The following is a 12,552-nucleotide window of genomic DNA, read 5'->3' as shown; positions in this document are numbered from 1 at the left end:
CGCAACGCGGTACTGAGATACTTCTGGAGTAGCTGTGCTAATGGGCGAAAACCATCCTTATGTTTCGCTAGATCCACATGGGTGAAGCTGCGATTCACGCAACCACGCGTTGAAGCAAAAGGCACGACGGCATTTTGAAACAAGCGTGTGGTGGCGTAGTAAATATTATCGCGGTGTGTTGCGAGTATTTTGTTCGACTACTTGACTACCGGGGGCTAATGGGTGACCCCATCTTTCACGCATGCAACCACACGTTGAAGCAAAAGGCACGATGACATTTTGAAACAAGCGTGTGGTGATGTAAATCTGATCGCGGTGTGCTGCGAGTATTTTGTTCGACTACTTGATTACCGAGGGCTAATATGCCACCATTTTTGCTGCAATTACACCTTTTTTCCTCCGAGAATCGTAGTCGATTTTACAATCCAAGCATTGGATACAATTTCCAAAACAATGTAAACTCGCACTTCACCACTCGCTCCTTTGACAAGAAGCGGAAAAAACGCATGGCCATTTCTATAACCATCACCCGCCTCCTCCTCAACAGAAAATTCTTCAAACCAAGGTAACCGAACTGATTCAATCTGGCCGGTGAGTTTCGACACTTCACTATTATCCAACAAGGAAATTCTCGCTATATTAAAAGCGTCACTCTGTACGGCAAAATAATGTGCAGCGGGAAAAGCAAAGATAAATACTAAAATGACTCCAACTCCGAATCGGATAATCATTCCCTTAAGTTTTAATTTTTGCATCCACATTCTCCACCACCAGTGATCGAAAACTGCGTACCAAACGAAACAACTGCCCCAACTCCTGATACCTTAGGCCTAAACTTAATCGCTGGCTGCGAAGGATTATTATAGAAGTTTGGACCTGAAGAGCTTGAATTAAACCCCCGAGCTCCGCCAAAAACTGTTCCAGAAGCAGGACCAGCTTGGGCGCTCATCCCCCCATACGTTCCTGCGCCATAGTTCCAGTCGCATTCATCACCATCTTTATAACCTGGACTTTTCCCATCGCTATCTTTTTTAATCATCCCTCCGGCACCAATGCCTATACGGAAGGTCATAAAACCTGCTCCATTTGGATTCTTACCAAATATTAATTCAATACCTGGACCGGCAAGAACTGGTGTCGGTATGTAACCGGAAATAGTAACTGACCAATTTCTACCTGAATTACCGTTCCCTGAATTACCGTTCCCTGAATTACCGTTCCCTGAATTACCGTTCCCTGAATTACCGTTTCCTGAATTACCGTTTCCCGAATTACCGTTTCCCGAATTACCGTTCCCTGAATTACCACCGTTACCCGAGTTACCACCATTTCCGCCACCGCCAACAGTTCCAGCTTGTAGTCCGAATCGATCATGAATCTCAAAAGGCCGCCCACTCACGTAGGCAAACGTATTTATTCCCCCACCTAATCCTATGGGATCAGACTGGACATATCTACCCGCTTGAGGATCATAATCCCTGAAGTAGTTATAGTGCAGATTGGTTTCGCCATCAAAATACTGTCCCGGAAACCGGAAGTTAAACGTAAATTTGCTAGTTGCCTGAGTCGGCTGCTCATTTGGCAAGGTCTCCCCAAACGGTGCACTGTCCCAGCGCCAGACTTCATTACCATTAGCATCCGTAACTACGCGTGGAGTATCAATATGATCTGTGTAAACATCATAAATCTTCGGTGCAGTTGCCGATACTGCCACCGGCACTGCTGCTGAGGTCGTGCTTACACCGAGGTTGTCTGTCGCTTTTGCCGTCAGGCTGTAATTGCCCTGCGTCACATTCGCCCAGTTGGTCGTATACGGTGGCTGCGTCACTGTCGCAATACTGTTCGTACCATTCAGAAACTCCACCTGCGCTATCGTGCCATCGCTGTCGGTTGCTGTCGCATTCAGGATGATGGTCGCTGGTGCTGTTCCATTGGCCGGGTTGGCTGTCAGGCTGACCGTTGGCGCGCTGTTGTTGATGACGTTGACAGTGACAGGTGCTGTGGTTGCCGTGGCGTTCTTGTTATCGGTCGCCTTGGCAGTGACGTTATAGCTGTTGGCCGCGACATTGCTCCAGTTGATGCTGTAGTTATTGCCGTTTGTGACTGTTGGTGCTGTGGCTGTGCCTATCAGTGTCGCGCCCTGGTAAAACTCGACCTTGCTAATCGTGCTGCCTGATGCCGGTGTTGCTGTGGCTGCCAGGCTGATGCCTGCGGGGGCAACGAAGGTGCCGTTCGCTGGTGCAGTCTGGGTAGTTTGCTTGAGTGCGGGTGTCAGGCTGACGATGGGTGGCGTCGTTGCTGCTGCCTTGACCTGGACACTGACTGGCGCACTAGTTTGTGTGAGGCTTTGGCTGTCGGTGACTTTGGCAGTGATGCTGTAGGTACCGACTGCGGCATTGGTCCAGCTATAGCTGTAGGGGCTGGCTGTGCTGCTACCGAGCAGTGTGGTGCCATTGTAGAACTCGACTTTTGAGATCGTGCCTTTGCTGTCTGCGGCTGTGGCAGTAATGGTGATAGGTGTGCCGACAGTAACACTGGCATTGTTGGCTGGTGCGGTGACATTGACGGTAATCGGGTTGGTGACGGTGATGCTGACCGGGGTGCTGGTTGTTGTGCCGCTGAGGTTGTCAGTGGCTTTGGCGGTGATGCTGTAAGTGCCAGGAGCGACGTTTGTCCAGCTATAGCTATACGGTGAGGCTGTGTCGCTGTTGAGCAAGGTAGTGCCGTTGTAGAACTCGACTTTGCTGATGCTGCCATCTGCATCGGTGGCATTGGCCGTCAGGGTGATGGTGGCTTTGCCGGCAACGCTGCTGTTGTTGGAGGGGGCTGTGATGCTGACGGTGGGGGCATTGTTAACGACGACGGCAACTGCTGTCGAGGTCTTGACTTCATTGTGGCTATTGGTCGCTTTGGCGGTGAGGCTGTAGCTGCCGGTGGTGACATTGGTCCAGTTGTAGCTGTAGGGGGCTGTCGTGGCTGTACCGAGTAAGGTGGCTCCTTGATAGAACTCGACCTTGCTGATGGTGTCACCCGTGTTGGTGGCAGTAGCTGTCAGGGTAATGGCGGCAGGTGCACCGTAGCGGGCATTGGCGGCTGGTGCCGTCAGGCTGACGTTGGGTGCCACGGCCAGGGCCTGGTTGGTGCTGAACAGGCCAGTGAAGCAGATCAGGGCTGCACTGGTCGCTGTCATACGTAATCGTTGTTGGAACAAATTCTTCTCCCCTGCCATCAAGCCGGCTCTCGTGGGTGACTTGATGGCTGTTTTTTCAGTGTTGGGTGTAATGTGTGGTTGACTGATGGATAAGCGTGCGCTTATTTAATAATCGCCACGGGAATGCTATCCAAATAAATATAATCAATGTCACCTTGCGCGCCTTGCTCGCTAATAAGCTTGCCGTCAAGATCATAGTGATACAGGCTACTACTTGCCGGGTTGCTACCATTGGCAGGCACACTTTTTTGTACGCGCTGCCCCAAGGCATTGATCTTGTATTGCACTGTACCGATACTGGTGACAGCGGAGATCATGCGGCCCCGTGCGTCATAATTGAATTGGGCTGCACCATTGTTGGTAATACTGCCATTACTATCCATTGCAACAGAAGTGCTTTGGCTGTCTGTAACCTGGGTCAAGCGATTACTCGTGCTGGCATATGTATAGTTGGTATTTGCAGTACCTGTGGTCTTGGTGCTACGGTTACCGACTGCATCATAGCTAAATGTTTGGCTTTGCTGAGGTGTCTGGTAACTTGTCAAACGGTCCAGACTATCAAAACCATATGTAATTTGCCTGTTAGGATTATTCACTTCATTGATTGAGGTAATGCGATTGGCAGAATCATAAGTAATCGCCTGCACTTTATTATTAAGCACGTAGCTTGCAACCCTTTGGTCATTGTCGTAACTGCGGGCATAATTTTGTCCTGCACTGTTGCGGTAACTTTGTATGCCGCCAAAGGGGCGGTATGTCGCCTGGCTTAATATGGTCGCGGCAATCCCGCCTTTGCTGGTATCAATCTGGGTAACTCGACCCAGAACATCGCGGGTATAGCTGATCTGACGGCCATTCGGGTAAGTGAGGCCACTCAAGCGGCCTGCACTGTCATATTGGTAGCGAGTTACATTGGCAACACTATTGACGGTACGCGTATCTGTCAGGACGCGGCCCCGGCTGTCGTAGGTATAGGCGATATTGCCACTCTGGTCGCTGATCTGGCTTAATCTACCCTTGGCATTGACACCCTGGTCATAAGAGTAGTTAGTAACACTGCTGTCGTGGTAGGTGATGCTGGCGACGCGGCTCAGGACATCATAGGTATAGCGAGTAATCTGGTTTTTTGCATCGGTCTTCGTCAGCACATTGCCTGCGGCATCTACGGTGGTGGACGTGACGCCAGTATCTGGACTATTCAAACTGAGTAGATTACCAAGACCATCAATACTGTAGATAGTACTGAGGTTACGGGCATCCGTGACTTGGGTCAAACGATTCTGTCCGTCATAGACGTAGCTCGTCACTTTGCTATTAGGATCAGTAACAGTTTGAACACGGCCAAGTGAATCATATTTTTGTACTGTAGCGGCATTCAAGGCATTGGTGATCTTGGTGACGTTGCCCATCGCATCGTATTCATATTGATAAACGGCAGATTGGGCAGAAACCGCACCAGGGAGGCTAGCCAATGCCAATGAGAACAAACTTGGTTTCACGAAGCGTTTCATTGCACACCTCCGGTCACTTTTTGCAAACGGTTAAGTGCGTCATAAATGCGGCTGATCTGGCGTGTGAGGTTGCCACTGCTGTCAGTGACGGTTTCATTGATGCGGTTACCCATATTGTCGAGTGTGTAATTGATGCTGTTGCCGAGGTTGTCGTTGATATTTGTCAGGCGGTGGGCATCGTCATAGGTGTAACTGATGCTGCTGTTGTCTGGCAAAGTGACTTTGGTTATCTGACCGACATTGTCATAATCAAAGTTGGTGGTTTCTGATACGCCATCGGCATTGCTGCTGCGTTGCTTGAGCCAGCCACGTGGGGTGTAAGTCAGGGTGGTGACAACACCATTGGGGTCGGTGATCTGGCCTACCCTGCCGTTGGCATCGTAATTGGACAAAGTCGTCGCATGACCTGCGGCATTGGTGATGCTGACGAGGTTGCGCTGGGTGTCGTAGATATAGGTGGTCTTGTCAACAACGTCTGTACGCGGGCCGGTGACGGTCAGGACCTGGCCCACTTCGTTGTAGGTGTAGGTCCAGGTGCGTGGGTTGCCGGTGACGGCGGCACTGGCACCCTGGCTACCGTTGGTATCACCTGTGGCTTGCTCTGTCCTGGTGAGCACATTGCCTTTGCTGTCGTAGGTGTAGCTAGTACGCAGCAAGGGAATGTTGATTTGCAGAGGAACACTGAAATTTGCATGCCAGCTTGTGGTCGTGGTTTGGGCCACTGCCGTGCCGCTCGCATCAACACGCTTGGTTTCAAGATTACGGCTCAGGTCATATTCATAGGTAGTGATGGTACCGTTAAAATCAGTGGTGCTGGCTATGTTGCCGTTAGCATCATAAGTCTGATTGCTGATATTGCTGCAATTGACGCAGGGCTGATCGACGCCGGTATGGCCCAGGGTATTAAGCATGGCTTTGAACTGATAGGTCGCAGACACTTTTTGTGGGCTGGTGCTGGTACCGAGATAGGTGTCAACTACAGTAGATTGCACTCCACTGGCGTTGGCATCAACAAAGCTGAGCGTGACTTTTTCTACGCCGCCAGCATGCTCTGAGGATGTGGCACGGCCTGTACAGTCGTAAGTCCAGCTGGCATAACGTTTGCCGTTTTCGTCTATGATGCCTGTCAATGCATTAGGAAATGCTCCTGAGCCATTGCCGATAGAGCTTGCATAGTCACATACCCTGCCACCATTAATATTGCTGGCTTCGTTATAGACATAACTGCGGGTTTTACCATCGGGGTAAGTCACAGACGTGAGGTTTTGCGCAGAGCAGGAATAGTTTGGTGTAGCACTGTTGCAACCACCAGTCACACCGTCATAAGCATACTGGTATTGTCCACCTGCTGGATCAGTAATGTTACTGATGCGCCCTTTTGTGTCATAACTGAATTTGATTTGCTGGTTCCAGTTGTCGGTTACGCACAGCAATTTGCCTGGTGCAAGAAGCTCACCAGCATGTGCAACGCCGCAAGCAGGTGCATTGGCTGGAATACGGCTGACATTGGTGTCGTTCGTTGTACCTGAGCTATACGTCAGCCTGTGAATAATGCCGCTTCTTTTGGTAATGGAGATCAAACGACCTTTGGCGTCATACTGCTCAGTATCGTCTGAAGAGCCAAGCGTTAATGTCCAGCCAGTGACGACGGTATTATCGGTATTGTATTGGGCAATCAGTTTGTCATCTGTATTGGCATCGCCTTGCCAGTTGAGGCCGCTGCGGGAAAAAAAGACTTTGTTACCGCGTGGGCGTATGACAGATACAGCTTCCGGGATCGTCGCAGTGGTCGTTGGCAGTTTGTTTTCACACCAGATCGCTTGAAGATCGACAGAGATATAGCAATCCGAACGTGACTTATTAACAGTCAACGCTGCTTCTGCCTGGATACGAGATTCAAAACTGTGCGTCCATTTACGACCAAACTGTCTTACATCTGCAGAGCCAGGCTTGTATGGGTTACTGTCATAAAAGCGCGATACTGCAAGATCACTTACATGGGCAACCTTGAAGTCTGGTTCACGTTGAATTTTTGCACCAGTTGCAATGGAAATTGGGTTACCGCATTTTGGATTCGATCCGTCGCCGCCTCCTGAGCCTTTAGGCTTGCAGGATGGTGGAGGCTCCGGTTGTTGCGGCAAGTTATATGACCCATTACAAGATTGTTGTTTGCTAAACCAGCGATAATGGGAGTATGGGCAAACGCATGCATGCCTCGATTTACTATACCCCATGTTACCAGGACAAATATAATAATAAGGAATGGGATTGGCATGCACCGTTTCTACGGTAGTTCCGTTGTAATTATGGGTGCACGTAAAACTGAAGCCTGGATGCACATCATCTTCTGAGGGGGCAGTTGCATATTGTATGCTTTTCAGAACCCCTGGATTACCATCGTAATAATTCACTGTACAAAAATAGCTTGCCAGCGCCCCATCAGACGCAAACCTCATCTCGCCAAAAAAATATCCTTCATCTGTTGGACTGACGCTGTCTTCTTGTGCATGTGCATTCCCCGCAGACAAAGCAAATACCCCAAAACAAATTAGGCTTGTGATCAAGCGCATGAGTAAAAAAGTCATTCTGGAAAAATTTTTCCCAGCTAAAAACCAAGTCATTGAGGGCCTTTCGGGTGGCTTACGAAGATACATAAAAAGTTCCAGACAGATAAACAAAATTACAGTCAGAGAGAAGTGACAGGCGGCAAGAATCAAACTTCGTACACATCGGCTATGGATTGGCGCGCATAAAATTCAGCAACCAAGTTAATACCGACTGCGGGAGACAAAAAAAGCAGGCTGACTATCTAACGCTGCGAATAAGTAGATGCTAAGTAAATGCGTCAATCAGGTGCGGGATCGAAAGCAGTAAAAATCAGGATCGCTACGAAATACCCAGCGCGTTCAAACAGCGTTTTACTGCTACATCTAATTGCACCATCAACAACTAGTTACTTTCAAAACAATTAAACGAGCGGGATTATATGATAAAAACGCCCTCATTGTAAAATTCTGTTTCTTATCTATTTGATTTTAAACAATTATTTATAGCATTTCCTTTATTGATAAAGTAACAATTTCAATTATGTGCAAAGCACAAAGACAGGCATGCAAGTTGGATTTTGACGGCGAATTTCATGATTGTGGGATACTCAAAAATTATCGGATGCACTCGGTACAAGCACAAAAAAGGCCGGTTGAGGATGTCCTCAACCGGCCTGCTATTCATCAAACCCCAATGGCATTCTGTGCATAACTAACTGTTATCAGGCTCCAGAACAACTACCTTTTCTGACGTTCAAGCGTCGCCAGAAACCCGCCAAAACCGCACTGCCAGTGCTGCCAGCGCCGTGACTGTCGCCATGCTGGTGACCCCTGTCCAACCCCATTGCGCCAGCAAGGCGCTACCCAATGTGGCACCAGCCGCCATGCCGATGAACATGCCAACAAACAGGACTGCGTTAAGGCGGCTGCGGGCACCATTGTCTATGCCGTAGACAATCGTTTGGTGGGCGATTAATGTGCTTTGTACACCAAGGTCAAAACCAACTGTACCTATGCCCAGCAACCACAATTGTGCGCTTGGCGGGAACAGCGGACTCAGGTTCATGATGGCGAACGATGCTGCTGTCAGACCCGATCCCAGTTTGGTGACCAGTTCTGGCCCGCGTTTATCGGCCAGGTGGCCAGCCAGGGGTGCTGCCAGTGCGCCTACTGCACCTGCCAGGCCAAAGGCACCGGCCACTGCGCTGCCCATGTGGAAGGGTTCGGCATGCAACATCACTGCCAGGGTAGACCAGAAACCGCTAAAGCCCATCGCCAGCAAGCCTTGCGCCAGTGCTGCACGGCGCAGCTTGCCATGACGACGCACAAGCTCAAACAAGGAACCGAGCAAGGCGCGATAACTCATGGAAGTAGTCGGTACAAAATGCGGCAGGCCGCGCCAGATCGCTACGCCTAAGAGTGAAACGCCAAGCGCCGCCAGCACAAACATGGTGCGCCAGCCAAATTGTTCTGCCACAAAGCCGCTGACGACACGCGATAGCAAGATACCCATCAGCAAACCCGTCATGACACTGCCCACCACCTTGCCACGGCGCGATTCATGTGCCAGGGTGGCCGCAGCAGGCACGATGTCTTGTGCCATGGTCGCTGTCAGCCCTATTGCCAGGCTGGCGACCAGCAAGACACCCAGCGACTTTGAGGCTGCTGCAGCCAGCAGTGCCGCCACCAGCAAACCCGCCTTGATGAGGATGATATTGCGGCGGTCGTGCTTGTCACCCAGCGGGGCCAGCAGCAAAATGCCCAGCGCATAACCCAATTGCGTCAGCGTAGGCACATAACCAATGGCGACATTACTGACACCTATGTCAGTAGCCAGTATGCCCAGCATGGGCTGGCTGTAATACAGCGATGCCACAGAAAAGGCAGCGCCACTGGCCAGCAAAAACACCATAGACGGTGATGGCTGCTGATGTACCTGGGTATCTGTAGCTGACGGCAGTACAGTTATATGGTCATGCGGATTTTGAATGGAAGACATGCTTTTCTCTTTGCTTTAACTGATGCATCACAGTGTAAAGCGCGCCCAACTTGAACGGTAGTAGCAAGCCGTGCAGATTTGTTATACATTGAGCGTATGACCAAAACCCTGACCAGACGCCCTGACAATGCCGCCACCGCTGCCCTGATGACGGGTGCAGGTGACCGCATAGAGTTGATGCAAACCTTTGTACGCATCGTCGAGGCGGGCAATCTGTCAGCCGCAGCCGCGCAACTGGGCACCACCCAGCCCACAGTCAGCCGCCGCCTGCAATCGCTGGAGCAATTCCTGGGTGTGCGCTTGTTAAACCGCTCCACCCACAGCATGCGCCTGACTGCTGATGGTGAGCGCTGTTATGAACATGCCAGAAACCTGCTGGTCAGCTGGGCCGCCTTTGAATCTGATTTGCGCGGCACCAATGAAGAACCAGAAGGCGTGTTGCGCGTCGTCGCCCCGCACGCCTTTGGCCAGGAACGCCTGGTCAGGCCGCTGGCAGATTACCTCAGGCGTTATCCACGCGTGTCGGTAGAATGGCTGCTGCATGACGATACTTCGTTACAGGATTTTATTTCTGAAGGCATAGACTGCGCCATACAGATAGGCGAGTTGACCGACACCAGCCTGGTCGCCATCAAACTGGCAGAAGTGCCACGTATCGTCGTCGCCGCACCATCGGTTTTGGCGGGCCGCCCCATGCCACAACAAGCCATAGACCTGGCCGGCCTGCCCTGGTTATCGCTGCGTACTTTTTACCGTAGCGAAGTATTCCTGCATCATGTACACACTGGCGAAATCCAGCGCCTGGCCTTCACACCACGCCTGAGCACCGACAACCTCTACGCCCTGCGCACCGCCACACTCGAAGGCCTCGGTGTCGCCATCGGTTCAACCTGGATACTGACTGACGACATCGCCGCCGGGCGGCTGGTACAACTGGCACCACAATGGCAGGCCACGCCACTACCAGTGAATCTGGTGTATCCCTATGCACGTTTTTATCCTGCACGGCTGCGCAGGTTTATCGAAGTTATCCGGGCGGCTGTGCCGACTACTTTGCATGGTTGACGACTTATAGCATCGCCCGGCATGCGGCAATCTTTTTTCCGGGCTAATGCAAGGATTTCCCTCAAATCTGCCATACAATTAAATCATTCATTTTTTACACTTCCGTGCTGTTTAATTTAACCTGAAGGATGTTCCATGACTAATGCCCTTGTTGCGCTGCCGCCTGGTTTGTTTCGTAGCAATTCTTTACGCACGCATGCGCCACGTCCGGCGCTGGGGTTCAAGACGGGCGTCAGCCAGGCCCTGCCTTATCCTGGCGCGGGAGAAAACCAGGTGCTGGCAGTGGCAGCCGATGGCAGTGTATGGACTTTGACCAGGGACAGTGTTTCGCAATTCAGCAATAGTACAGGGGCAATAGTCAGGATTTGCGACTATGCTTTATACAATCAAAGCATGTTTGGTTTTCCCCAGCATCTGGCTCCAGTCAATTTCAAGCGGGCGTTTTTTATACGCAGCAAAGACAATAATCCTGTCGTCATGGAATACCACAAGGATGTGATCATCGACCCTGGTTCAGTCAAGTCCCTGCCTGTTCTGCCTGAAAGTGATTTCCCCTCCACCATCACTGCTACTGCCGATGGCAATATGTGGGTGCGTGGGCGTAGTGGCCACGTCTGGCAATACTTGAATAATGGCTGGCAAAAAATCGCCACGCCGGTGGGAATGGTAATACAACAAATCAGTGCAGGTGCGGCTGATTTTTTGCTGGCACTGGTCAAACAAAACGGCCAGGACATCATCATGCGTCTGCAAAGTGGCAGCTGGATTAAACATGATGACCTGCCCCACAATGGCATCCGCTGGATAGGCGCATGTGAAGACAAGGAATACTGGTGCACATCTGTCGGCATGGAAACCGATGGTGAGCTGCATTTGATACGTAGTGCTGTCAGGGTACAGAGTTTTAAAATCACCAAAGGTACAGTCGGCCTGACGGCCGCCACCCATCGATCATGCTATTTCTATTCCATTTTTGATGGTATTTTCAAGCGCGCCGCGCTTGGTATCATTGACCAGGCGAGCCAGGAATGGCCAGCCATGACAAGCGTGCAAAAAGAAATTTATGGCAGCATGTCCAGCGAACTGGGCATTGCCGATGTGGATGGCATACGGTCGCAATACACCAATATCAATGCTGCTTTTTCCATCTGGGCTGGAAAAATCGATAAAATGACCCGCCCCGTCAAGTTTACTGAAGCTGACTGGGAGATAGTCAAAAGCCAGTTGATTGATGAACTTGAATACGTGCAAGGCGTCACCACCTTGTCCACCAATGTGGCCCTGCTCAATGGCATCATGGGGCAAATTTATACCAACACCTATAACCAGGTGGTGCAAATGATGGGCTTGCCCGAGCATAGCACCGACCAGCCAAAGACGGCGGTAGAAATGGTGCTCGATAAACTGCTGGATAAACTCGAAGGGGCACTCATCAGCAAAGCCAAAGCCGTGATAGGTGCAGAAGCCGTCGATATCTCGGTGGCCTGCTTTAAATTCGCCAATGCGCAGATGGCCAAGGAGCATCATCTGCCTGATGGTTCTGTCCCCTTGATCATCGCCTGTTCTGAGCTGGCAGGTACCCTCAGCGCCCTGGTAGTACAAAGCGAACAGGCACGCGGCCAGTACCAGACTGCCATCTTGCAAGACTGGGGCAAACTCAGCGGCTGCGGTGAAGCCATACGCAGCGGCATCTGGTTCTGGGCACCTGGCACTACCTATGACAAAGTCAAGGATGCAGGCAAAGCCATCGCCCTGAACTTCTACCAGACCCTGATGCCGGTCAAATGGAAAATTGTTCTCTGCCAAGGTATACAGTCGGTACAACTGCGTACCGACCCCTTCATGCACAAAGTACCGCGTTATTCACTGATGTGCAAAATGCTGGGTACGCAAATGGACAGAATCTACTGGTGGTATGCCTGCATGGAAGTTGGTGCTGCAGTCAAACAGCAAAGCGAGGGCCCATTCCCCGATCAAAGACTTTTAGAAACCATCTTCGCACTCGACACCAAGCCCGTGGACTTTTTCTCAGGCGCAAATGGCTGGAAGTTGCCAACCGCAGAAGTCCCCGGCTACCGCCCACCCGAAGGCGCTGCGCAATGGCAGACGTATCAGAACTTGCCTTCGCCGTTTTAGGCTGGGGTGGACTTTACTGAAATAATTAATGCCAATTGGATAGAGATAAATTCATGTTTAAAATTGGAGACATGATTACTTCAA

Annotated in this window: 7 protein-coding genes; 2 read left to right on the top strand and 5 right to left on the bottom strand. The window is 50.9% G+C overall.

Annotated elements, in window-relative coordinates; genetic code table 11:
- Positions 1-383: 383 nt before the first annotated feature.
- From AC07OI_RS12370 to AC07OI_RS12350, 5 genes are all read right to left on the bottom strand, one after another.
- On the bottom strand, positions 384-755 hold the full coding sequence (locus AC07OI_RS12370; protein WP_495257431.1) for a hypothetical protein: 372 nt from the start codon (positions 753-755) through the stop codon (positions 384-386).
- Positions 743-3,190, bottom strand: a complete 2,448-nt coding sequence (locus AC07OI_RS12365) for an Ig-like domain-containing protein (protein WP_495257430.1) — start codon at positions 3,188-3,190, stop codon at positions 743-745. Before AC07OI_RS12365 ends, AC07OI_RS12370 begins: the two co-directional genes overlap by 13 nt.
- A 122-nt stretch (positions 3,191-3,312) precedes the next feature.
- Positions 3,313-4,722 carry a hypothetical protein gene (locus AC07OI_RS12360; protein ID WP_495257429.1) on the bottom strand — a complete coding sequence of 470 codons (1,410 nt, stop codon included), beginning with the start codon at positions 4,720-4,722 and terminating at the stop codon, positions 3,313-3,315.
- The gene (locus AC07OI_RS12355; protein WP_495257428.1) at positions 4,719-6,863 is read right to left on the bottom strand and encodes a DUF6531 domain-containing protein; all 2,145 of its coding nucleotides are present in this window, start codon (positions 6,861-6,863) and stop codon (positions 4,719-4,721) included. Before AC07OI_RS12355 ends, AC07OI_RS12360 begins: the two co-directional genes overlap by 4 nt.
- Positions 6,864-8,022: 1,159 nt before the next feature.
- Complete coding sequence (locus AC07OI_RS12350) at positions 8,023-9,267, bottom strand: MFS transporter (protein WP_495257427.1); 1,245 nt, start codon at positions 9,265-9,267, stop codon at positions 8,023-8,025.
- A gap of 96 nt (positions 9,268-9,363) precedes the next feature.
- On the opposite strand from AC07OI_RS12350, the gene AC07OI_RS12345 reads away from it, so the two are divergent.
- Together AC07OI_RS12345 and AC07OI_RS12340 are read left to right on the top strand one after the other, a co-directional pair.
- A complete protein-coding gene (locus AC07OI_RS12345) occupies positions 9,364-10,332 on the top strand; it encodes a LysR family transcriptional regulator (protein ID WP_492701806.1) in 969 nt (322 codons plus the stop codon).
- A gap of 135 nt (positions 10,333-10,467) precedes the next feature.
- Entirely contained in the window at positions 10,468-12,468 is a 2,001-nt protein-coding gene (locus AC07OI_RS12340) for an NHL repeat-containing protein (protein ID WP_495257426.1), read from the top strand.
- The last annotated feature ends 84 nt before the right edge of the window (positions 12,469-12,552 follow it).

It is taken from the genome of Undibacterium sp. GW821-FHT07F11 (assembly GCF_059418665.1).
Note: the sequence above shows the minus strand (reverse complement) of the source record. Positions and strands in the feature narration are given on the sequence as shown.